Source organism: Xenorhabdus sp. SGI246 (assembly GCF_040838225.1).
In the GTDB taxonomy this organism is placed as follows: Bacteria; Pseudomonadota; Gammaproteobacteria; order Enterobacterales; family Enterobacteriaceae; genus Xenorhabdus; species Xenorhabdus indica.
The window spans coordinates 33,752-56,777 of record NZ_JBFPEZ010000007.1; the positions used below are offsets into that span (position 1 = coordinate 33,752).

24 protein-coding genes are annotated in these 23,026 nt (G+C 44.2%); 20 read left to right on the forward strand and 4 right to left on the reverse strand.

Annotated features, from left to right (window positions below):
- Positions 1 to 217: 217 nt before the first annotated feature.
- A complete protein-coding gene (gene queG / locus ABLA85_RS02495) occupies positions 218 to 1,375 on the reverse strand; it encodes a tRNA epoxyqueuosine(34) reductase QueG (RefSeq protein WP_367961055.1) in 1,158 nt (385 codons plus the stop codon).
- 266 nt (positions 1,376 to 1,641) lie between these two features.
- Between queG and tsaE the strand changes: the two genes are divergently transcribed.
- From tsaE to ABLA85_RS02545, 10 genes are all read left to right on the forward strand, one after another.
- Positions 1,642 to 2,106 carry a tRNA (adenosine(37)-N6)-threonylcarbamoyltransferase complex ATPase subunit type 1 TsaE gene (tsaE, locus tag ABLA85_RS02500; RefSeq protein ID WP_367961056.1) on the forward strand — a complete coding sequence of 155 codons (465 nt, stop codon included), beginning with the start codon at positions 1,642 to 1,644 and terminating at the stop codon, positions 2,104 to 2,106.
- A complete protein-coding gene (amiB, locus tag ABLA85_RS02505) occupies positions 2,103 to 3,497 on the forward strand; it encodes an N-acetylmuramoyl-L-alanine amidase AmiB (RefSeq protein ID WP_367961057.1) in 1,395 nt (464 codons plus the stop codon). The genes tsaE and amiB overlap by 4 nt, the downstream gene beginning before the upstream one ends.
- An 81-nt stretch (positions 3,498 to 3,578) precedes the next feature.
- Complete coding sequence (gene mutL, locus ABLA85_RS02510) at positions 3,579 to 5,579, forward strand: DNA mismatch repair endonuclease MutL (RefSeq protein ID WP_367961236.1); 2,001 nt, start codon at positions 3,579 to 3,581, stop codon at positions 5,577 to 5,579.
- The gene (gene miaA / locus ABLA85_RS02515) at positions 5,572 to 6,513 is read left to right on the forward strand and encodes a tRNA (adenosine(37)-N6)-dimethylallyltransferase MiaA (protein WP_367961058.1); all 942 of its coding nucleotides are present in this window, start codon (positions 5,572 to 5,574) and stop codon (positions 6,511 to 6,513) included. The genes mutL and miaA overlap by 8 nt, the downstream gene beginning before the upstream one ends.
- 108 nt (positions 6,514 to 6,621) lie before the next feature.
- Complete coding sequence (gene hfq / locus ABLA85_RS02520; RefSeq protein WP_367961060.1) at positions 6,622 to 6,924, forward strand: RNA chaperone Hfq; 303 nt, start codon at positions 6,622 to 6,624, stop codon at positions 6,922 to 6,924.
- A 95-nt stretch (positions 6,925 to 7,019) separates the two neighbouring features.
- Entirely contained in the window at positions 7,020 to 8,300 is a 1,281-nt protein-coding gene (gene hflX / locus ABLA85_RS02525; protein WP_367961062.1) for a ribosome rescue GTPase HflX, read from the forward strand.
- 174 nt (positions 8,301 to 8,474) lie between these two features.
- Complete coding sequence (locus ABLA85_RS02530) at positions 8,475 to 8,597, forward strand: hypothetical protein (protein ID WP_367961064.1); 123 nt, start codon at positions 8,475 to 8,477, stop codon at positions 8,595 to 8,597.
- A 23-nt stretch (positions 8,598 to 8,620) separates the two neighbouring features.
- On the forward strand, positions 8,621 to 9,865 hold the full coding sequence (hflK, locus tag ABLA85_RS02535) for an FtsH protease activity modulator HflK (RefSeq protein WP_367961065.1): 1,245 nt from the start codon (positions 8,621 to 8,623) through the stop codon (positions 9,863 to 9,865).
- 2 nt (positions 9,866 to 9,867) lie between these two features.
- Positions 9,868 to 10,878 carry a protease modulator HflC gene (gene hflC / locus ABLA85_RS02540; RefSeq protein WP_367961067.1) on the forward strand — a complete coding sequence of 337 codons (1,011 nt, stop codon included), beginning with the start codon at positions 9,868 to 9,870 and terminating at the stop codon, positions 10,876 to 10,878.
- 242 nt (positions 10,879 to 11,120) lie between these two features.
- Positions 11,121 to 12,419: an adenylosuccinate synthase gene (locus ABLA85_RS02545; protein WP_367961068.1), complete on the forward strand. Its 1,299-nt coding sequence runs from the start codon at positions 11,121 to 11,123 to the stop codon at positions 12,417 to 12,419.
- Between the two features lie 435 nt (positions 12,420 to 12,854).
- Here ABLA85_RS02545 and ABLA85_RS02550 read toward each other — a convergent pair whose 3' ends face one another.
- Entirely contained in the window at positions 12,855 to 12,980 is a 126-nt protein-coding gene (locus tag ABLA85_RS02550) for a hypothetical protein (protein WP_367961070.1), read from the reverse strand.
- A gap of 321 nt (positions 12,981 to 13,301) precedes the next feature.
- Here ABLA85_RS02550 and nsrR point away from each other — a divergent pair, with 321 nt between their 5' ends.
- From nsrR to cysQ, 9 genes are all read left to right on the forward strand, one after another.
- Positions 13,302 to 13,721 (forward strand): nitric oxide-sensing transcriptional repressor NsrR, encoded by a 420-nt coding sequence (gene nsrR / locus ABLA85_RS02555; RefSeq protein ID WP_367961072.1) that lies wholly within the window; start codon positions 13,302 to 13,304, stop codon positions 13,719 to 13,721.
- A 56-nt stretch (positions 13,722 to 13,777) separates the two neighbouring features.
- Positions 13,778 to 16,243, forward strand: coding sequence for a ribonuclease R (gene rnr, locus ABLA85_RS02560; RefSeq protein ID WP_367961238.1), 2,466 nt, complete (start codon positions 13,778 to 13,780; stop codon positions 16,241 to 16,243).
- An 82-nt stretch (positions 16,244 to 16,325) separates the two neighbouring features.
- Complete coding sequence (gene rlmB, locus ABLA85_RS02565; RefSeq protein ID WP_367961074.1) at positions 16,326 to 17,063, forward strand: 23S rRNA (guanosine(2251)-2'-O)-methyltransferase RlmB; 738 nt, start codon at positions 16,326 to 16,328, stop codon at positions 17,061 to 17,063.
- 132 nt (positions 17,064 to 17,195) lie between these two features.
- Positions 17,196 to 17,594 carry a 30S ribosomal protein S6 gene (rpsF, locus tag ABLA85_RS02570; RefSeq protein WP_038261402.1) on the forward strand — a complete coding sequence of 133 codons (399 nt, stop codon included), beginning with the start codon at positions 17,196 to 17,198 and terminating at the stop codon, positions 17,592 to 17,594.
- A 5-nt stretch (positions 17,595 to 17,599) separates the two neighbouring features.
- Positions 17,600 to 17,917 (forward strand): primosomal replication protein N, encoded by a 318-nt coding sequence (gene priB, locus ABLA85_RS02575; RefSeq protein ID WP_367961076.1) that lies wholly within the window; start codon positions 17,600 to 17,602, stop codon positions 17,915 to 17,917.
- Between the two features lie 4 nt (positions 17,918 to 17,921).
- Entirely contained in the window at positions 17,922 to 18,149 is a 228-nt protein-coding gene (gene rpsR, locus ABLA85_RS02580) for a 30S ribosomal protein S18 (protein WP_000135199.1), read from the forward strand.
- Positions 18,150 to 18,187: 38 nt separating this feature from the next.
- Positions 18,188 to 18,640: a 50S ribosomal protein L9 gene (gene rplI, locus ABLA85_RS02585; protein WP_367961078.1), complete on the forward strand. Its 453-nt coding sequence runs from the start codon at positions 18,188 to 18,190 to the stop codon at positions 18,638 to 18,640.
- Positions 18,641 to 18,823: 183 nt separating this feature from the next.
- On the forward strand, positions 18,824 to 19,444 hold the full coding sequence (locus ABLA85_RS02590; RefSeq protein ID WP_367961080.1) for a peptidylprolyl isomerase: 621 nt from the start codon (positions 18,824 to 18,826) through the stop codon (positions 19,442 to 19,444).
- 62 nt (positions 19,445 to 19,506) lie between these two features.
- Positions 19,507 to 20,247 carry a 3'(2'),5'-bisphosphate nucleotidase CysQ gene (cysQ, locus tag ABLA85_RS02595; protein ID WP_367961239.1) on the forward strand — a complete coding sequence of 247 codons (741 nt, stop codon included), beginning with the start codon at positions 19,507 to 19,509 and terminating at the stop codon, positions 20,245 to 20,247.
- 148 nt (positions 20,248 to 20,395) lie between these two features.
- On the opposite strand, the gene ABLA85_RS02600 is transcribed toward cysQ, so the two are convergent.
- On the reverse strand, positions 20,396 to 20,953 hold the full coding sequence (locus tag ABLA85_RS02600) for a YtfJ family protein (protein WP_367961082.1): 558 nt from the start codon (positions 20,951 to 20,953) through the stop codon (positions 20,396 to 20,398).
- Between the two features lie 314 nt (positions 20,954 to 21,267).
- Between ABLA85_RS02600 and ABLA85_RS02605 the strand changes: the two genes are divergently transcribed.
- Complete coding sequence (locus ABLA85_RS02605) at positions 21,268 to 21,474, forward strand: DUF1107 domain-containing protein (protein WP_367961084.1); 207 nt, start codon at positions 21,268 to 21,270, stop codon at positions 21,472 to 21,474.
- Positions 21,475 to 21,617: 143 nt separating this feature from the next.
- On the opposite strand, the gene ABLA85_RS02610 is transcribed toward ABLA85_RS02605, so the two are convergent.
- On the reverse strand, positions 21,618 to 22,949 hold the full coding sequence (locus ABLA85_RS02610) for a hemolysin family protein (protein WP_367961087.1): 1,332 nt from the start codon (positions 22,947 to 22,949) through the stop codon (positions 21,618 to 21,620).
- Between the last annotated feature and the right edge of the window lie 77 nt (positions 22,950 to 23,026).

Here is a 23,026-nt window from a genome sequence, read left to right on the forward strand (position 1 = left end):
TTATCCACAGGCAATACGATTACATTTAAGCTTTGTAGCCCATTATTTAAAATAATATCTATTGATTAACTAATTGATAAATTAGAATAATTAGCTATTATTCAAAATTATTGAATTAATATTTATCCTTTCTTTGCGCCTTGATCAACAAAGAGTTTTTATTTTATTCACAAGGAAACAGACGGGTTTTTTAATAAGAAATTAAGCTGATTGTATATTAAGCATCTCTGGGTAACCCTTTGGTAATTGCCCGTATTAATCGTTTCTGTTGTGATGTTTGGACTTCAATTGCATTAGCACTCCGACGAGATATCTGTTGAGCAATGGCCCAGTGAATATGTTCATCTAATACATCACTCAAGCCGATTCGTTTTTGCAGAGTTAGTACAATTTCGTCCCGATAGGGTGCGTTACCTAACGCAACTGAAATATTGCGCAGCCAACGTAGATAACCGATTCGTCGTATGGCTGAGCCTTCCGTTATGCGCAGAAACTTTTCTTCGCTCCAACTGAATAGATCGAGTAATTTAGGCGTATGCAGTGCGGCACGAGGGCTGAAATCATCTTCATCCGTTAATTGTGAGAAACGATTCCAGGGGCAAATAAGTTGGCAATCGTCACAACCATAAATCCGGTTTCCCATCAATGGACGAAATTCTTCTGGGATAGATCCGTCGAGTTCAATCGTCAGGTACGAAATACAGCGGCGGGCATCAATCGTATAGGGTTCTACAATTGCCCCTGTCGGACAGGTGGTCATACAGGCGACACAACGTCCGCATTGTTCTTCTTGAGGGGTATCGATAGGTAAGGGAAGGTTAATCAGTAACTCCCCCAGAAAGAACCAAGAACCCGATTCCCTGTTTAATATAAGTGAGTGTTTACCAACCCAACCAAGTCCGGCTTTTGCTGCCAATGGGCGTTCCATAATGGGAGCCGAATCGACGAAGGGACGAAAATTCAGAGTCCCTTGGTATTCATGGGCGCTGCAATAGTCCTGTATTTGTTCACCTAGCTTCTTAAGCCGTTGACGTAGCAGCTTATGGTAATCTCTGCCCAGTGAATAACGGCTAACATAACCCAGTTCAGGGTCATTCAATGTACCGGCAAAAGCCGCTTTGGCGGGCAGGTAATTCATGCGTACACTAATAACCCGCAAAGTGCCGGGCAGTAATTCATGGGGACGTGCTCGCATCATGCCGTGACGTACCATCCAGGCCATTTCACCGTGATATTGCTTATCGAGCCATTCCTGTAATCCCGGCTCTTCTGTGGATAAATCGGTATCACAGATGCCAACTTGCTGGAAACCAAGGGAAAGCCCCCATTGCTTGATGTTTGTTGCCAGAAGACTTAGATCGAGAGGGGTTGCCATGAAATATTAATTTACTGCTGTAAAAGAAGCGTAGAGTAACACAGGATAGATTGAAGACAAAAAATGGGGTATCTGGCTTGGTGTTAGCACAGAAGATGCTAAATGATAATAGCTAAGTTATGTTATGGTTATTGGTTAAACTAATACTATTTGGCTGATATGCCCTTTATCCCTTGATATACCTTATGGATTTCAAGTCGTGACTTGAAAGAGGATGTGTATATTTCAATATCCTTCAATTTAATAAATACAATAGATAATTTTCGATGAAAGAACTCGTTTTATCACTTCCAGATGAAAACGCTACGGTTGCGCTAGGCAATGCAGTGGCGGCAGCTTGCGAACGCGGCTATGTTATTTATTTATATGGTGATCTTGGTGCAGGAAAAACGACATTCAGTCGTGGTTTCCTGCAAGCTCTCGGTCATCAGGGACATGTAAAAAGCCCTACTTATACGTTGGTGGAACCTTATACTCTGCAACCACGCTCTGTTTATCATTTTGATTTATACCGTCTGGCTGATCCGGAAGAATTGGAATTTATGGGGATTCGGGATTATTTTCATCAGGATGCCATTTGTTTGGTGGAATGGCCGCAGCAGGGGGCAGGTTTTTTGCCTGAAGCTGATATTGAGTTGCATTTGACCTATGACAATGAAGGTCGACAAGCACATTTTGTGGCGTTATCTGAATATGGTGAAAATTTACTGGATAATCTGAAATCCTTATGAAGGAAGCCCTGACCATGATGAATGCCTTCTCCGTGAAGACGATACAAAAATGGCAACCCCATTGGCTGATGGTTTGTATGTTGTTTGTGATATTAAGCCAATTGGTTATGACAACAGCAATGGCATCTACGCTGCCAAATGTGCATGTGAACAATAGCCCATCTGAAGCGACTGTGACGTTGGGGTTCACAGGCGGGCATCCTGAGTATCGTTTTTTCCCTCTGCATAACCCTGAAAGACTCGTGGTGGATATTCGTCAATCTGCTAATTTCACAGGGTTGCCAATGCATTTATCAGGCCAGGGTCAGGCAAAACAGAATTTGGTAAAAGTAGTCCGAACCAGTCAGCCATCTGATTTACTTCATAAGCGAATTGTGCTGGAGTTGGCACAGAAGGCAACAGCAACTTCCGTTGTGAAACAATCAGGTCATCAGTACAAAATTATCTTTACTCTTAAAGCAGAGGGTACTGCGAGTCGTTCCTCAACATTATTGAAAGAAAAATCGGCATTCAGAGAAAATCCAGTATCAAATGAAGGTAAGCAATTACTAACAAATAAGCCAACTTCTGGTACAATGCCGACAAGACAGGCTGCTAAAACTACATCTGCTCATGGTGAACAATTTGTTCAAGGTGAACAAGTAGTGAAAAAACAGCTAACTAAGGTAGCTAAAGGAAAATATCCAGTTGTTATTGCCATTGATGCCGGGCATGGAGGGCAAGATCCGGGGGCAATCGGGCAGCGAGGATTGCGGGAAAAAAATGTTACCATCAGTGTCGCGCGTAAACTGGAAGTACTTCTGCGCAATGATCCCATGTTCAAACCTGTTCTGACACGGAATGGTGATTATTTTATTTCGGTAGCAGGACGATCGGAAGTCGCCCGTAAACACAAAGCCAATATGCTGGTTTCCATTCATGCGGATGCTGCACCCAATCGTAGTGCCAGAGGGGCTTCTGTTTGGGTATTGTCCAATCGTCGTGCGAACAGTGAATTGGGGAATTGGCTGGAGCAGCATGAGAAACAATCTGAATTGTTAGGTGGTGCGGGAGATGCTCTTGCCAATGGCAGCGATCCTTTTTTGAGTCAGGCTGTGTTGGATCTGCAATTTGGGCATTCACAGCGGGTCGGTTATGACGTTGCTGTTCAGGTTTTGCATCAGTTAACTCAGGTTGGTTCTTTGCATAAACGTACACCAGAACATGCCAGTTTGGGAGTTCTGCGTTCACCGGATATTCCTTCTATCTTGGTAGAAACGGGTTTTATCAGTAACTCGTCAGAAGAAGGGTTGCTGAGTTCCGATCAGTATCAAGAAAAATTGGCGCAAGCCATCCATCTGGGGTTACGTCACTATTTTCAGACTAATCCGTTGCAAACAGCACCAAAGTAATTTTAAACCGTGAGCAAGAAACTATACGTAGAATTAACACGTAAGAATTAATACGTAAGAAACAGTGAATAAGGTCGAATGATGGCTATCAGGATATTACCCCCACAATTGGCAAATCAGATTGCTGCTGGTGAAGTGGTTGAACGCCCTGCATCGGTAGTGAAGGAGTTAGTGGAAAATAGCCTTGATGCTGGCGCTACCCGCATTGACATTGATATTGAGCGTGGTGGCATAAAATTGATCCGTATTCGTGATAACGGCTGTGGTATTAGCAGGCAAGACCTTACGTTGGCATTGGCTCGGCATGCTACCAGTAAAATAGCTTCTCTTGATGATCTAGAAGCCATTGTCAGTATGGGATTCCGAGGGGAGGCGCTGGCCAGTATCAGTTCCGTTTCACGGCTGACGCTAACATCTCGCCCTGAAAATCAGGCCGAAGCATGGCAGTCTTATGCTGAAGGCCGTGATATGGAAGTAACGGTAAAACCTGCCGCGCACCCTGTTGGAACGACGGTTGAGGTTTTAGACCTGTTTTATAACACGCCTGCCCGTCGAAAATTTCTGAGAACGGAAAAAACGGAGTTCAGCCATATTGATGAAGTCGTGCGTAGGATCGCACTTGCCCGACTGGATGTAGCGATCAGTCTGAATCACAACGGAAAATTGGTTCGTCAGTATCGCTCGGCCAAAGAAGAATCTCAGCATGAACGTCGATTAGCGGCAATTTGTGGCACGGCATTTGTGCAGCAGTCACTTGCACTATCATGGCAGCACGATTTTCTATCTATCAAAGGTTGGGTGGTTGATCCGATGAATACCGCTGTGGCTGGTGATATTCAGTATTGCTATGTTAATGGACGTATGATGCGGGATCGGCTGATTAATCATGCTATTCGTCAGGCCTACCAAGATCTGCTGCAAGGAGAACAGCAACCAGCTTATGTTTTGTACCTGGAGATCGACCCGCATCAGGTTGATGTCAATGTGCATCCGGCCAAACATGAAGTACGTTTTCATCAGGCGCGTTTGGTGCACGATTTTATTTATCAGGGCGTAGCCGCAGTATTGAAACAGCGGGGCAATGGCGCTGAACCGGGACTTAATTGTCAGGAGAATACCGCCAATTGGATACCGGAAAATCGGCCTTCTGCGGGAGGAAATCATTTTCATCGACAAACAAAGGCGTTATCGGGAGAGTCGCCTTCAAATACACCATCCTCTTCTCGCTCTGTATCTTCATCTTCGTCCGGGCAGCATGATAAGCAAAGACAAGAACCACTCAAAAATCCATCTTCAGGCCAGTGTTCAGAACAGAGTTCTCACCGGCAGCCTTATCATGGGGAAAATTATCAGAAAAAACAGGGGGAGTTGTATCAGAAATTGATGCAGTTTGCGTCAGAGGAAAAACAACCACTATTTCCTGAAAAGACAGCACCTGAGAAACGAGGTTCTGGAAAACCAACGCCTGACACGGAAAAAACAACATTAACACCAACTCATTTAACTGCCGTACAAGGGAAAAATAGTAGTTATAGTTTCGGCAAGGTATTAAGTATCTATGCCTCTCACTATGCTTTGTTTGAGTCGGCGTCAGGCATTGGATTGTTGTCTTTACCTGTTGCGGAGCGTTGGCTGAGGCAGGCACAGTTAACTCCGGGAGAACAAGGGCTAAAATCACAACCACTGCTTATCCCATTGAAACTGTCTCTCGATCCGGCAGAAATGAGTGTCTTAAAGCAGAATAATGAACTATTAAAGACTTTTGGTATTGAATCTACTGTCGCGCATGGAAAAGTAACCATTCATGCGGTATCGTTGCCTCTACGCCAACAGAACCTGCCAAAACTTTTTCCGGCATTGTTGGGTTATCTGATAGGGCAGCCATCGGCCTCTGTAGAACAGGTGGCGATCTGGCTTTCCCGTCATTTGGGGAGCGAACGCGAAACGTGGAATGTTGCACAGGCTGTTCAGCTTTTAGCTGATGTCGAACGTCTTTGCCCTCAGTTGGTGGAATCTCCGCCTGAGGGATTATTACAATTTATTGATTTACAAGCAGTGGTGGCACTTTTTAATCATGAGTGATTTAAAAACTCAACAATTGCCCACAGCCATTTTTATCATGGGGCCAACTGCCTCAGGAAAAACGGCATTATCAATCGCTTTACGTCATCATCTTCCGGTTGAACTGATTAGCGTTGATTCTGCATTGATTTATCGTGGCATGGATATTGGTACAGCGAAACCTTCCACAGAAGAACAGATACAGGCACCTCATCGTTTGATTGATGTTTTGGATCCTGCCGAAGTTTATTCTGCTGCTGATTTTCGTCGTGATGCGTTGAAACACATGGCAGAAATTACGGCTACCGGGAGAATTCCACTCTTGGTTGGCGGAACCATGCTATATTTCAAAGCATTACTAGAAGGATTATCGCCATTGCCTTCTGCAAGTCCTGAAGTGCGGGCACAGATTGAGCAGCAAGCAGCGGAAGAGGGGTGGGACGCATTACATCGGCAGTTGCAGGAGATCGATCCGGTCGCTGCCGCAAGAATTCACCCAAATGATCCACAACGTCTTACTCGTGCACTGGAAGTTTTTCGGATTTCGGGTAAAACTCTAACTACATTGACTGAAACGTCTGGAGAAGTATTGCCTTATCGTGTTCATCAATTTGCGATTGCGCCTGCAAGCCGTGAAGTTCTGCATCAGCGCATTGCTGCCCGTTTTGAACAAATGATCAAATCAGGGTTTGAAGATGAAGTTAAAGCGCTTTATGCTCGTAACGATTTGCATACAGATTTACCTTCCATTCGTTGTGTTGGTTATCGTCAGATGTGGTCTTATCTCGCAGGCGAAATCTCTCATGATGAGATGGTTTATCGTGGTATCTGTGCGACTCGCCAGCTAGCGAAGCGTCAGATCACATGGCTCAGGAGTTGGGACAATGTGACTTGGTTGGACAGTGATCAACCTGAACAAGCACTAAATACAGTCATGCAGGTTATTAGTACATAAATTTATTGATTGTGTACAATTGATCAGTACAAAGTGTCATTTTTGAGTAGTTAATTTTTCGAACCAATGGGTTCTTAGTTAAAAACAACAAAATAAGGAAAATATAGAATGGCTAAGGGGCAATCTTTGCAAGATCCATTCCTGAACGCATTACGACGTGAAAGGGTCCCGGTTTCTATTTATTTAGTCAACGGCATCAAATTGCAGGGTCAAATTGAATCTTTTGACCAATTTGTCATTTTGCTGAAAAACACAGTCAGTCAGATGGTTTATAAACACGCCATCTCTACTGTTGTACCTTCCCGCCCAGTGTCTCATCATGGTAGCAATGTAAATGTGGGAGCCAGTGTAGGAAATTATCAGGCTAATACTAGCTCGGCGGCACAGCAGGAAAATGATATCGCTGAATAAATCAGTGGTAGTGCCTGATGTAAATAAAAACATAGGTAGGGAGACTTTACCTATGTTTTTCCTATGGATTTTACTCAGCCTGAGGGGTTGCGCCGTTGTTTGATCGTTATGAAGGCGGAGAACTAGCTGTTCTGGTGCATGTTTTTTTCTCACAGGAAAAAGATACGGAAAATCTCGGTGAATTCGAATCATTGGTGACTTCCGCAGGTGTTTCTCCTGTGCAGATAGTGACAGGAAGCCGTAAAGCTCCGCATCCGAAATATTTTGTCGGGGAAGGCAAAGCAGAAGAAATTGCTGAAGCAGTCAAAAACAGTGGCGCAGATGTGGTGCTGTTTAATCATGCACTCAGTCCTGCTCAGGAACGTAATCTTGAACGCCTGTGCCAATGCCGTGTTGTTGATCGCACGGGAGTGATCCTGGATATTTTTGCCCAGCGGGCAAGAACGCATGAAGGTAAGTTGCAGGTAGAACTTGCACAATTGCGTCATTTATCCACCCGTTTAGTGCGGGGTTGGACTCACCTTGAACGCCAGAAAGGGGGGATTGGATTACGTGGTCCGGGAGAAACACAGTTGGAATCAGACCGCCGTATGCTGCGTGACAAGATCAAGCAGATTCTGGGGCGTCTCAATAAAGTAGAAAAGCAACGCGAACAGGGGCGTCAGGCACGTAATAAAGCAGATATTCCTACTGTTTCCCTCGTCGGTTACACCAACGCAGGAAAATCAAGTTTATTCAATAGAATAACCTCGGCTGAGGTATATGCTGCTGATCAGCTTTTTGCTACTCTCGACCCTACATTGCGTCGGATCAATGTGAATGATGTTGGTCCGGTTGTCTTGGCTGATACCGTTGGTTTCATTCGTCATTTGCCTCATGATTTGGTTGCAGCGTTTAAGGCTACTTTGCAAGAAACCCGGCAGGCAAGATTGCTGCTTCATGTTGTTGATGCGTCAGATAATCGTTTGGATGAAAATATCCTTGCTGTTGATAGCGTCCTGGAAGAGATTGAAGCGCATGAGATCCCTTCTCTATTGGTGATGAACAAAATCGATATGTTGGCTGATTTTGTTCCCCGTATTGACCGTGATGAGGAAAATCGTCCGGTGAGAGTCTGGCTTTCTGCTCAGACTGGAGAAGGCATCCCTCTGTTATTACAGGCGCTGACTGAGTGTCTTTCAGGGGAAATTGCGCATTATGAATTGCATCTTCCACCAGAAGCAGGGCGCTTGCGTAGTCGTTTTTACCAGCTTCAGGCGATTGAGCGTGAGTGGATGGAAGAAGATGGTCAGTTGGGGCTTGAAGTCAGGATGCCGATAGTGGATTGGCATCGTCTGTGCAAACAAGAGCCAAATTTACCAGACTATGTTGTCTGATTGATTGGCGCAGGACAACAAACAAGGTATCATTTTGTCTGCCATTTCAAGGTGCTTAAAGTCATGGAATAGCGGTGATGGAATGGTGGTGATGAAATGACTGTGCCAGAATTGCAGTGACCGAATCAGCACTGTCAAAAGTATCACCCAAAAATATTGGTTGCTTGCGAAACGATGAAAGTTATCGTTTCTGCCCATGGAGGCCGCTGTCAGACCTGTCAGGGACAGGCAACGGCCTGTGAAGTGGGAAGCCTCACCCATCTGGGTGGAGAGCAGTCACCTCTGAAAAACCAGTGAAAAACTAAAAGTGGAGCTAAAACATGGCGTGGAATCAGCCCGGTAATAACGGACAGGACCGCGACCCGTGGGGAAGCAGCAATAATAATGGCGGCAACTCCGGCGGCAACAATAAAGGTGGTCGAAACCGTGGAGCAACTGATCTCGACGATCTGTTCCGTAAACTGAGTGAAAAACTCGGTGGTCTCGGTGGAAACAAAGGTGGAAATGGTTCTGGACAGAACCTTAAATTTGGTGGGCGTCTTATTGGTCTCGCCGTTGCTGCTGCAGTTGCTGTTTGGGTTGTAAGTGGTTTCTATACCATTAAAGAAACAGAACGTGGTGTTGTTACCCGATTGGGTAAATTTAGCCATATCGTGCAGCCTGGCTTGAACTGGAAGATGACATTTATCGACCGGGTTCGTGCTGTTAACGTTGAATCTGTTCGTGAATTGGCAACATCGGGTGTTATGTTGACATCGGATGAAAACGTAGTACGTGCTGAAATGAACGTTCAGTATCGTGTTACTGACCCTGCCGCCTATCTTTTCAATGTCACTAATCCTGATAACAGCCTGCATCAAGCGACCGACAGTGCTGTGCGCGGGGTTGTCGGCAAATACACAATGGAAAAAATTCTGACTGCGGATCGTACTATTGTGCGTAACGATACCCAAAAGGTACTGGAAGAAACCATTCGTCCGTACAATATGGGGATCACTTTGTTGGATGTTAACTTCCAGACTGCGCGTCCACCTGAAGAGGTGAAAGCGGCGTTTGATGACGTTATCGCAGCCCGCGAAGAAGAGCAGAAAACGATTCGTGAAGCAGAAGCCTATAAAAACTCTGTCTTACCGATTGCCAAGGGTGACGCTCAACGTATTATCGAAGAAGCTAAAGCCTATAAAGTCAGTGTCGTATTGAATGCACAGGGTGAAGTGGCAAGTTTCGCTAAAATCCTGCCAGAATATAAAGCTGCACCGGAAATTACCCGTGAGCGCCTTTATATTGAGACGATGGAACGTATTCTGAGTAATACCCGTAAAGTGATTGCAAATGAAAAGAGCAACAATATGCTGGTATTGCCACTGGATCAGGTTCTGCGTAGTCAAGCTGAAGCCGCAAAGGTTAAGCCATCAGAAGTGAAGGTAACATCGGAGCAACGCAGCGCGACACATTCTACACCAACACACGGGCCATCTAGTTATAGCAACTCTGGTTATGGCAGTTCTGGTTATGATGATTCAAACAACCTGCGTGGTGATACGACAAGACAAGGGAGACCATAATCATGCGTAAGTCGTTCGTCTTTGCTATTGCCGCCGTATTGGTTGTGCTGTATTCATCAATATTTATCGTATATGAAGGTCAGCGTGGTATCATGCTGCGCTTTGGCAAAGTGGTGCGTGATGCTGAAAATAAGCCAATGGTTTATCAGCCCGGCCTGCATTTTAAAATTCCATTTATTGAAACTGTCAAAACACTTGATGCCCGTATCCAGACGATGGATATCAAGGCTGATCGCTTTCTGACAAGTGAAAATAAAGACCTGATTGTTGACTCTTATCTGAAATGGCGGATTAAAGATTTCAGTAGCTATTATTTGGCAACGGGAAATGGTGCAATTTCTCAAGCTGAAGTGCTGTTAAAACGTAAATTCAGTGACCGCCTGCGTTCTGAAATTGGTCGACTGGATGTCCGTGGTATTGTAACAGATTCCCGTGGTCGTTTGACGACGGATGTGCGTAATGCCCTGAACCTGGGAACAAGTGATGAGGATTCTTCCGCAGACAGTGCAATCGCCTCTGCTGCTGCCCGTGTGAAGAAAGAAACTAAAGGTAAACAACCCGCTTTCAACCCGAACAGTATGGCTGCGTTAGGAATTGAAGTTGTGGATGTCCGTATCAAGCAAATCAACTTGCCTGATGAAGTTTCTGGTGCAATCTATCAGCGTATGCGTGCAGAACGTGAAGCGGTAGCACGTCGCCATCGTTCACAGGGTATGGAAGAGGCTGAGAAGGTCCGTGCTGCGGCTGACAAATCAGCTACTGAGATTAAAGCAGCGGCATATAGTCAGGCACTGGTTTTACGTGGTGAAGGCGATGCAGAAGCCACTAAACTGTTTGCTGATGCTTTCAATAAAGATCCTGATTTCTACGCTTTCATCCGTAGCTTGCGTGCTTATGAAAAAAGTTTCAAGAATGAGGGGAATATCATGGTTCTCAGCCCGGATACTGATTTCTTCCGTTATATGAAAGAGCCGACTAAACAGCGTGATCATGTTAACCGTGTTAATAACTAATGAGTTCTGATAGGTGAATTGTTTTATATTCGCCTGAATTGAAAAAAGAAATCTCATTTGAGCCACTGTAAGTTTTCTTACAGTGGCTTTTTCATGCTAGTTTTTTGTCTGCCATCATTACCAATGTTTACTTAGCAGCCCATTAATATGACGAAACGAAATAACAGAAGTGAGAAAAAATACTGAAAGGTGCTAAATGAGATGTTAGAATCCATTTTTAAGCAACCGAGTGAACTTTTGAAATGGGTAAGAACGTTGTCGTATTGGGCACCCAATGGGGTGACGAGGGCAAGGGTAAAATCGTCGACTTGCTGACTGAACGGGCTAAATATGTGGTTCGTTATCAGGGCGGCCATAATGCAGGCCATACACTAGTCATCAACGGTGAAAAAACCGTTCTCCACTTAATCCCATCTGGGATCTTACGTGAAAATGTCATTAGCATTATCGCAAATGGGGTCGTTTTAGCACCAGATGCTTTGATGAAAGAGATGAAGGAGCTTGAATCGCGTGGGGTTCCTGTACGTGAACGCTTGCTTATTTCTGAAGCTTGTCCGTTGATCCTGCCTTATCATGTTGCATTGGATAATGCCCGCGAAAAGGCGCGCGGTGCTAAGGCGATCGGTACAACTGGTCGTGGTATCGGGCCTGCATACGAAGATAAAGTGGCTCGTCGTGGCCTGCGTGTGGGCGATCTGTTCGATAAAGAAACTTTCGCAGTTAAACTGAAAGAAATCATTGATTACCATAACTTCCAGTTGGTTAACTATTACAACGAACCTGCTGTTGATTATCAGAAAACGCTGGATGATATTCTGGCAGTTGCGGATATTCTGACCGGCATGGTAGTTGACGTTTCTGACCTGCTCTACAAAGCAACTCAGAAAGGTGAGCTGGTAATGTTCGAAGGTGCGCAGGGTACATTGCTGGATATCGATCACGGTACTTATCCTTATGTAACCTCTTCTAATACTACCGCGGGTGGTGTTGCAACTGGTTCAGGTCTGGGACCACGTTATGTTGATTACGTATTAGGTATCATTAAAGCTTACTCTACCCGTGTTGGCGCTGGTCCATTCCCAACTGAATTGTTTGATGAAACTGGTGAATATTTGCGTCAGAAAGGTCAGGAATTTGGTGCAACCACAGGGCGTAGCCGTCGTACTGGCTGGTTGGATATCGTTGCTATTCGTCGCGCGATCCAAATCAATTCTCTGTCCGGTTTCTGTATGACTAAACTGGACGTACTGGATGGCTTGAAAGAAGTGAAAATCTGCGTTGGCTATCGTAAGCCTGATGGTACTGTCATTGAGACTACGCCATTGGCTGCAGAAAACTGGGAAGGTTTGGAAGCGGTATATGAAACTCTGCCAGGTTGGGATGAAAGTACTTTCGGTGTTAAAGAACACAGCCAGTTGCCAGCAGCAGCATTGAATTATATCAAACGTGTTGAAGAGCTAACTGGCGTTCCTGTTGATATTATTTCTACTGGCCCGGATCGTTCTGAAACCATGATCCTGCGGGATCCATTTGATGCTTAATTGATGATTTTAAATCTTTAAAGTATCTACAACCGGGCTTTATGCCCGGTTTAAGTTACTGGCAAGCCCACAATACCTACCTACTTATCCCTGTCGCCTTGTTCTTCTCCAAGTTATAGCTGCGCGAAAAAATAGATATAAGTTTGTATTACTGGACTGGGTTTTGACTGGTCCCAATTTATACCTTCCGTTTTTTGAGATGTCTCTTTGTTGACTGTCCTCACTCACCCCGGTCACAGGGTTTTAGTGGATTAGGGACTGGCTACAGTCAATATAGCCTGACGCAACCAGCGATGTGCTGCGTCTCTTTCTCGTCTAATATGCCAAGTTTGCTGATATGCAAATTCGGGAAGAACAAAAGGCGACTTGAATTGTCGTAATGCTTTGTACCGATGCATTGGTTCTAAGATTCGGCTGGCAACAGTCAATATGAGGTCAGTGCCAGGTAGGAATTCCACCGCCGCACTCCAGTGGCAGAGCTAAGGCAATATGACGCTTTAGCCCTAGTAATGATAAGGTTTTTTCGATTTCGTCATTCGCATCGGGTCGTAAGGCCAACATCACATGGGGTCGCTGTAGCCATTCCTCTAGTGATCATTCTCCTTTGGTTGGTAGCACCGCTTTATCCTCCAGGCTGACGAACTTTTCAGGAAAAATCTCTTGAACCTGAATATATTCTGGTGCGTCAGGAAAGAGTCCTAAGCTAGCCTGACTATTGACTGTCTGATTTTGTGTTTTAAGGAGATAGAAGGAAAGGCGGCAGCTCGTTTTGCTTAATTTTTAAAATACCCACATAATGTGACCAGCTAATGATAAACCAATAATATCTGTTTGTTGGGTTATCAATAACCCCCCGTTATATTCAGCCACCCAGAGGTAAGTGTGCAGTTAACCAGTTTTACCGATTATGGCTTGCGTGCCCTGATTTATATGGCTTCTTTACCAGAAGGCCAGATGACAAACATTACTGAAGTAACAGAAGCTTACGGTGTCTCACGTAATCATATGGTAAAAATAATTAATCAACTGAGTAACCTGGGGCTAGTTAATGCTGTTAGGGGGAAAAATGGCGGCATTAGTCTGGGTAAGGCCGCTAACGAGATTAAAATCGGTGATGTGGTTCGTGCATTAGAACCACTTGGGTTAGTTAACTGTAGTAGTTGCCATATTACACCTGCTTGTCGTTTAAAATCAGTATTGAATCAAGCAGTAGAAAATTTTTTGGCAGAATTGAATCAATATACTTTGGCCGATATGGTCGAAAACAATCGTCCCCTTTATAAATTGTTGCTGACAAAATGAAGCAAGAAATGAAATATGGGGATAAACAGCTTACTGATGACAACAGAGGAATTGCGATGTCAAAAGATCCTTTTCAGGAACGAGAGGCTGAAAAATACGAATCTCCTATCCCAAGTCGGGAATATATCTTGGATATCCTTTCTAAACACACCACTCCGGTAAATCGTCAGGAACTAGCACAAGAACTTCAGTTAACCAGCGCCGATGCACAGGAAGCATTGCGCCGTCGTTTGCGGGCAATGGAACGTGATGGGCAATTAGTTTTCACTCGCCGCCAGTGTTATGCGTTACCAGAAAGGTTGGACTTATTGAAAGGGACAGTCATTGGTCATCGTGATGGCTACGGTTTTCTGCGAGTGGAAGGCCACAAAGAAGATTTTTATTTGTCGGCAGAGCAGATGAAAATGGCGATCCATGGCGATGTAGTACTGGCACAGCCTTTGCGTCCGGATCGTAAAGGTCGGGTTGAAGTTCGAATTGTAAGAGTGTTGGTGCCAAAGAACAGCCAAATTGTTGGACGGTATTTTATTGATGCCGGTATGGGGTTTGTTGTACCTGATGATAGCCGTCTGTGTTTCGATATCTTGATCCCTAAAGAGGAGATCTGTGGGGCAAGAATGGGTAATGTCGTCGTTGTGGAATTGACGAATCGCCCGACTCGCCGTACTAAAGCGATTGGTAAAATTGTTGAGGTACTCGGTGAAACGATGGGAACAAGCATGGCAGTTGATATTGCTCTTCGAACCCATGAAATCCCCTATCATTGGTCGCCAATGGTGGAAAAACAGATCGCTGATCTGGATGAAAATGTACCGGAATCGGCTAAACAAGGGCGAGTTGATTTACGAGAATTACCATTAGTTACTATTGATGGTGAAGATGCCCGTGATTTCGATGATGCGGTTTATTGCGAAAGAAAACGGGGCGGTGGCTGGCGGTTATGGGTAGCGATTGCAGACGTCAGTTATTATGTGCGCCCACAAACGCCTTTGGATACGGAAGCACGCAGCCGTGGTAACTCAGTTTATTTTCCATCGCAAGTTGTGCCGATGTTGCCGGAAGTTCTGTCGAATGGATTGTGTTCACTTAACCCGGAAGTTGATCGCCTGTGTATGGTATGCGAAATGACGGTTTCCGCCCAAGGGAGACTCTCTTCATACAAGTTTTACGAAGCTGTAATGAATTCTCATGCTCGTTTAACTTACACCAAAGTATGGAAAATCTTGCAGGGCGATCAAGAGCTGCGTGAGCATTACAAGCCCTTGATAAAGCATATTGAGCACTTACATGAACTTTATCAGGCATTGGATAAGTCGCGTGATGAACGTGGTGCGATTTCGTTTGAATCTGAAGAAGCAAAATTTATCTTCAATGCAGAACGTCGTATTGAACGGATTGAGCCAGTAGTACGTAACGATGCTCACAAACTCATTGAAGAGTGCATGATCCTGGCAAATATTGCGGCAGCCCGTTTTGTTGAAAAGCAGCGTGAACCTGTTTTGTATCGTATTCATGACCGACCGAAAGAAGAAAGTATTCTGAATTTACGCTCAGTCTTTAATGAATTGGGACTGAGTCTATTGGGAGGCATGACACCAGAGCCAAAAGACTATGCTCAATTGATGAAAATAGTTGCTGAAAGACCTGATCATGAACTGTTGCAGACAATGTTATTGCGTTCTATGAAACAGGCCATCTACGATCCGGAAAATCGTGGGCATTTTGGTCTTGCTCTGCGTTCTTATGCGCATTTTACATCGCCAATCCGCCGTTATCCTGATTTGGCATTGCATCGTGCGATCAAATACCTGCTGGCACAAGAGAATGGCACTGTTGAGCAACATTGGACACCAACGGGTGGCTGGCACAATGATATGGATCAGATGCTACAATTGGGTGACCACTGTTCAATGACTGAACGTCGTGCCGATGAAGCGACAAGAGATGTGGCAGATTGGCTGAAATGTGATTTCATGCAAGATCAGGTAGGTAATATTTTTACTGGTCTGATTACCAGTGTAACTGGTTTTGGTTTCTTCGTCAGACTGCATGATCTTTTCATTGATGGTTTGGTGCATGTTTCAACATTGGATAATGACTATTACCGATATGATAATGTCGGCCAGCGTCTGATAGGTGAATCTTCCGGGCAGACTTACCGGCTCGGTGATGAAGTGGAAATTCGTGTAGAAGCGGTGCATATGGATGAGCGCAAGATTGACTTTATTCTGCTTTCTACTACCCGCAAAGCTCGTAATAAAGGTAAGACTGTAAGAGATAAAGCAAAAAAAGGTGCTTCTGAACGTAAAAATGCCAAAAAAGGGCGAGATTATAAAAAATCAGCCAATTTCGAGTCAGATCGTGTTTTCCGTCAAGACAGTGAGTTCCGTCAGAAGAAAAAAACGGAGCAAGATAAATCAAACAATAAATCAGGCAAGAAGAAAAAAGTTTCAGACAAAACCAAAAAGATAACCGCAAAATTGAAAGCAAAACGCGCGAAAAAAACGCGCGAAAATAACTGACAGACAAATAGCTAACAACTACAAATTACAGATAATCAGGGGCGGTTTCTGCCGCCTTCAATTTTTTAGGTATTATCCAGTCATGAGTGAAATTATCTACGGTATTCATGCCGTTAAAGCCTTATTGGAACGTGATCCACAGCGTTTTATGGAAGTGTATGTATTGAAAGGGCGCGAAGATCGCCGTTTAACTCCGCTGTTACAGGAATTGGAAAATATCGGTGTTTCAGTTCAACTGGCTAACCGTCAATGGTTGGATGTGCAGACAGAAAACGCGGTACACCAGGGTATTATTGCTAAAGTTAAGCCTGGACGACAATATCAGGAGAATGACTTACCTGATCTGTTAGCTCAATGGGAGCGTCCTTTCTTGTTGGTTCTGGATGGTGTCACCGATCCGCATAATTTGGGAGCTTGCTTGCGAACTGCCGATGCGGCAGGAGTTGATGCAGTTATTGTCCCTCGTGATCGTTCCGCTCAATTGAACGCAACCGCGAAAAAAGTTGCCTGCGGTGCGGCAGAAAGTGTTCCGCTGATCCGTGTCACGAACCTTGCCCGTACTCTGCGATTACTACAAGAAAATAATGTTTGGATTGTCGGAACTGCGGGGGAAGCCACGCATTCTTTATATCAGAGCAAACTGACAGGTCCGATGGCTCTGATTATGGGGGCTGAAGGTGAAGGGATGCGTCGGTTGACCCGTGAACATTGCGATGAACTGATTAGTATTCCAATGGCGGGTTCAGTCTCTTCCCTGAATGTATCAGTAGCAACAGGAATCTGCCTGTTTGAAATTGTGCGCCAAAGAAGCGCCCAATAGTTGCTTGAGTTTTTTTTATTGTGCGGGTATAGTGACGCGTCAATTTTTCAGCCGTACTCAACACGTTCCTTGCCTCCATGGGCCACGGCTGACCCTGACAGGAGGCTGAATAATCCGTAAGGAGCAATGATAATGCGTCATTACGAAATCGTTTTTATGGTCCATCCTGACCAAAGCGAACAGGTTCCGGGCATGATCGAGCGTTACAGTGCGACTATCACTAACGCGCAAGGTCAGATTCACCGTCTGGAAGACTGGGGCCGTCGTCAACTGGCTTATCCAATCAACAAACTGCACAAGGCTCACTACGTTCTGATGAACGTTGAAGCGCCACAAGAAGCAATTGATGAGCTGGAAACTAATTTCCGCTTCAACGATGCCGTTATCCGCAGCATGGTTATGCGCGTTAAGCACGCAATAACTGAACCATCACCAATGGTTAAGGCTAAAGACGAACGTCGCAGCCGTGACCTGGTCTTGGAAGAAGACCTGGTTGATGATGTTGATGAAGCTGGGGATTCTGAAGAGTAATCATCGTGACAACCAATCGTTTGGTGCTTTCCGGCACAGTGTGCAAAGCACCGATACGAAGAGTCAGTCCATCCGGTATTCCGCATTGTCAGTTTGTGCTTGAACATCGTTCACAGCAACAGGAAGCCGGATTAAACAGGCAATCATGGTGCAGAATGCCCGTTATTGCCAGTGGACAGTTGTTACAGGAATATACTCACAGTATAACGGTCGGTAGTCGAATAACCGTTTCAGGATTCATTAACTCCCACCATGGGCGTAATGGTCTTAACAAACTGGTTCTTCATGCCGAGCAGATTGAATTGATAGATTCTGGAGACTAGCCAAATGGCACGTTATTTCCGTCGTCGCAAGTTCTGCCGTTTCACAGCGGAAGGCGTACAAGAGATTGATTATAAAGACATTGCTACGCTGAAAAACTACATTACCGAAAGTGGTAAAATTGTACCTAGCCGTATCACCGGCACTCGTGCAAAATATCAGCGCCAGCTCGCTCGTGCTATCAAGCGTGCGCGCTACCTGTCTTTGTTGCCTTACACTGATCGTCATCAGTAATAGGCACAGTCCATTCACGACTTTGAGAGGATAAGGTAATGCAAGTTATTCTGCTTGATAAAGTAGCAAACCTGGGTAGCTTGGGTGACCAAGTTAGCGTTAAAGCGGGTTATGCCCGTAATTTCTTAGTTCCACAGGGCAAAGCTGTTCCTGCAACTAAGAAAAACATCGAATTCTTCGAAGCGCGCCGTGCTGAACTGGAAGCTAAACTGGCTGACATTCTGGCAGCAGCACAAGCTCGTGCAGAGCAAATCAACGCACTGGGTTCTGTCACCATCGCTTCTAAAGCGGGTGACGAAGGTAAATTGTTCGGTTCTATCGGTACTCGTGACATCGCTAACGCAATTACTGCGGCTGGTGTTGCTGTATCTAAGAGCGAAGTTCGCCTGCCTAACGGCGTTCTGCGTACTGTTGGTGAGCACGAAGTTCACTTTCAGGTACACAGCGATGTATTCGCACAGTTGAACGTTAACGTCGTTCCAGAAGCTTAATCTCTGATTAGCGACAGAACATGTGAACACAAAAAACGCTGGCAATGCTGGCGTTTTTTGTTGGTTATAATTCAAAAAATGTTTTGCAAGAGCAAAACTTCCTTTTAAATCCCTTCACGCGTTTACCCATCCAGACAGGGCTGTTATGCTTGAACCTTTATCCATTTAATAACAGGTAATTTCATGACAAAACCTTCTTTTGAATCTATTGAGGCGCGAGCAAGCTACGGTATTGGTTTGCAGGTTGGGCAACAGTTGCAGGAATCTGGTTTGCAGGGACTGGAGCCAGAAGCTCTGCTGGCAGGTTTGTGTGATGCATTGGAAGACCGTGCTCCGGCACTTCCTGTGGAAGAACTGCATCGTGCTCTGCGTGAAGTACATGAACGTGCTGATAGCGTTCGTCGTGAACGCCAGCAGGCGATGGCAGAAGAAGGCAAAAAGTTCCTGGCAGAAAATGCACAGCGTGAAGGTATAAACAGCACAGAATCTGGTTTGCAGTTCTCTGTTCTGACTCAGGGTGATGGCACAATCCCTGCCCGCAGTGATCGTGTCCGTGTTCACTATACTGGCCGTCTGATTGATGGCACTGTGTTTGATAGCTCTGTACAACGTGGAACACCAGCAGAATTCCCTGTCAGTGGTGTGATCCCAGGTTGGATTGAAGCGTTGACTCTGATGCCTGTTGGTTCCAAGTGGGAGCTCTATATTCCGCATAATCTGGCTTATGGTGAGCGTGGTGCCGGTGCTTCTATTCCTCCTTACAGTACATTGATCTTTGAAGTCGAATTACTTGAGATTCTGTAATTCTGATCAATAAAATAGCCGGCTAGCCGGCTATTTTATTTTAGAAAATGCAGAGGTGTATGATGTTACAACAGATCTGCCAATTGGCACGGGAAGCAGGAACAGCAATCATGGCGGTTTATCATGATGAGCAACCGTTACAAGTAAAACATAAAACGGATGATTCACCTGTTACTGCGGCGGATTTTGCCGCCCATAAGATCATTAAAGCGGGTTTGACGCGTATTTCGCCTGATATTCCGTTACTGTCAGAAGAAGATCCACCAACATGGGATGAACGGAAAAACTGGCAGCGTTATTGGCTGGTGGATCCGCTGGATGGAACAAAAGAGTTTATTAACCGAAATGGTGAATTCACCGTTAATATTGCACTGATTGAGGATGGTATACCCGTGATGGGGGTGGTTTATGTTCCCGCACATGATGTGCTTTATTCAGGGCAGGAACGTCAGGCGTGGAAAGAAACGAATGGGCAGAAATTTCCCATTAAAGTTGTTGCTGCAATACCACCCACTGTTGTAGTTAGTCGTTCACACATGGATGATGAACTGAAAGATTATCTTACTCAATTAGGTACGCATCAGACGTTATCAGTCGGATCTTCACTTAAATTTTGTATGGTTGCTGAAGGGAAAGCACAGCTTTATCCCCGCTTCGGGCCAACAAATATTTGGGATACTGCCGCGGGTCACGCTGTTGCAATCGCCGCGGGTGCACATGTAACAGATTGGGCAGGTAAAACACTAAGTTATGTACCGCGTGAATCTTTTTTGAATCCGGGGTTCAGAGTGACGATTTTTTAATGAGTGATACGAATCATAGCTCAATTTTTATGTTACCGTTTTAACACCATCGTCTTAACACCAATTGTCTTTATCATAATAGCTAAAGTGATAATGGTTCCTGCTACGAAACCATTATCACCAATGTGACAGAGAAATAAGAAGATAATTAATTTTTCAGTTCTTCTTTGATCAAAGCAAGAACGTGTGTGATCTCTTCAGGACTTAATTTGCCATCTTTGACAAATTTCACTTTACCGTGCTTATCCAGCACAATGATTGCTGAACTTTTGGGTTCCAGCCCCCATTCTTTTTTTACAACACCATGACTATCAACAATAAATTGTGACCACGGAAACTCTTTTTTACTGTCTTCAAGACTGCTGCGGACGAAAGCACTGGTGCCAAAAATAGCATCATCGGTATTTACAATACTGGTGGTTTGATATTGATCTTTCGGGAGGTCAGCCGCTTTCAAAGCCTGAATAAGGGGATCATTCATCTCTTTGGCTGAGCTGCGCCCGGCAATATGCTGTATAGTCCTTACTTTCCCTGGAAGTTCTGCACTGTTCCATTTCTGATAGCTAAACTTGTTGTCATTGAGAAGTAGTTCACCTTTATCTGTTACGATGACAACAGGAACGGGTTTTTCGACAGTAATATTGTGGGCAAACGCAGATATTGAAGCTAAGCCCAATATTAAAGGTAATATTATGTTTTTTAGCATGTTTATTCCTTATTTGGCATGATATGGCATGTTATCAAGGTGCATCATATTCAGCATAGCGCTTGTTGGCGGGCCTGTCTTTACAAAATACAACAATTTGTTAACATTCAAAATAAAATATAAGGTAATCTTCAGACAATATAACATAATGCTCTCTTTTTTCATCATGTTACGTAAAAGTAGTGATTGAATCTTAAATGTTGGGGAACAAATTGTCGGATACAGAGTCTATACATCGTACACAGCAGTGATGTGTCTGATCACGCCATGCAGTAAAAGATAGTATCGTAAGAAGCACGGAGGAATAAAAAGAGATGAAAATCTTTCGCCACTATAATCCACTAAAAATTGCTCTCTACGTAAAAACCCTATTCCGTGGGCGGTTGTATATTAAGGACATGGGTGCTTTTGAATTTAATTATGGGAAAATTTTACCTCCAAGGATAAAAGATAAACGTCATTTCCATGTAATGAGTGAAGTTAACCAGCAAGTGTTGCTCTTACAGGCTGAAATAGGATAGTTTTCTGTAACAGCTAATTTAATAATTTTATATGATTATATATCATGATTGATGCAACATAATCGGCAGAATAAACGGCCTTTCCTTTCGGCCGTTTTTTTGTAAAAGAGAGTTTTTCTAATGACAGCTTTTCTTTGAGTTTATTACTCAGATACCGCCTGCTCAACAGGACCTGAACTAGAAGGAGATGGCGTATCCACAATTTTAGTTACCAGTAATTGATCAATTTTGTAGTTATCAATATCTACTACTTCAAATTTGTAACCTCCAAATTTCACATAATCTGTGCGTTTTGGGATTTTCCGCAAACGGAACATCATAAACCCGGCAATCGTTTCATAATTGTTGGAATCCGGGAAATCATCAATATCCAGAACTCGCAGCACATCCTCAATAGGTGTGCCACCTTCTACTAACCATGAATTTTCATCGCGGACAACAATCTGTTCTTCCTGACCCTGACCAATCAGATCTCCCATTAAAGTCGTCATCACATCATTCAAAGTTATCACACCCATCACCAGTGCGTATTCATTGAGAATGATGGCAAAATCCTCACCGGCAGTTTTGAAACTTTCCAGGGTGTCAGACAACGAGAGGGTATCAGGGATCATCAGAGCATTGCGGATTTGAACACCATTTTTTAAGCTGAGATTTTGCCCATTCAGAACGCGGTTCAGTAAATCTTTGGAGTCTACATAACCAAGGACATGATCAATATCACCATCGCAGACGAGGAACTTTGAGTGTGGATGGGTAGAGATCTTTTCTTTGATACTGCTTTCGTCTTCATTTTTGTCAAAATAAACCACGCTTTCACGGGACGTCATGGCAGAAGGAACAGTACGGGACTCCAGCTCGAAAACATTCTCGATCAACTCATGTTCTTGTTTACGTAATACTCCAGCGACGGCCCCTGCTTCAACCACAGCATAGATATCATCAGAGGTGATATCTTCATTGCGTGCCATCGGGATTTTGAAGATTTTGAATATGCAGTCGGCGAGTCCATTGAATAACCAGACTAATGGACGACATACTGCCAAACAAAAACGCATTGGATTTACAATCCTGATTGCAACAGCTTCGGGTTTAATCATTCCAAGGCGTTTAGGGGTCAAGTCAGCAAGTAAAATAAAGAAGCTGGTTACAATAGTGAAAGAACAGATGAAGCCAAGTTGTTCTGCCCATTCATAAGGCATAAATTTGAGCAGTAATGATTTAATGGCAGGAGAAAAGGCAGATTCTCCAACAACACCGGCAAGGATGGCTACTGCATTCAGGCCAATCTGTACGACAGTAAAAAACATGCCCGGTGTTTCTTGTAATTTGAGAACATGAGCTGCATTGATATTTCCCTCATTAGCCATCAGTTTTAATTTGATTCTTCTTGACGCGGCGAGAGAGATTTCAGATAACGAAAAAAATGCGCTAATCGCACAAAGCAAAAGTATGACTAATAAACTGTTTAACATAAAGTATCCGTGTCTTATCTCCAGTGGCAGGGTAGGTTTTTTATTTGAATAACACTGAAAGAAGATATGAAAAATTA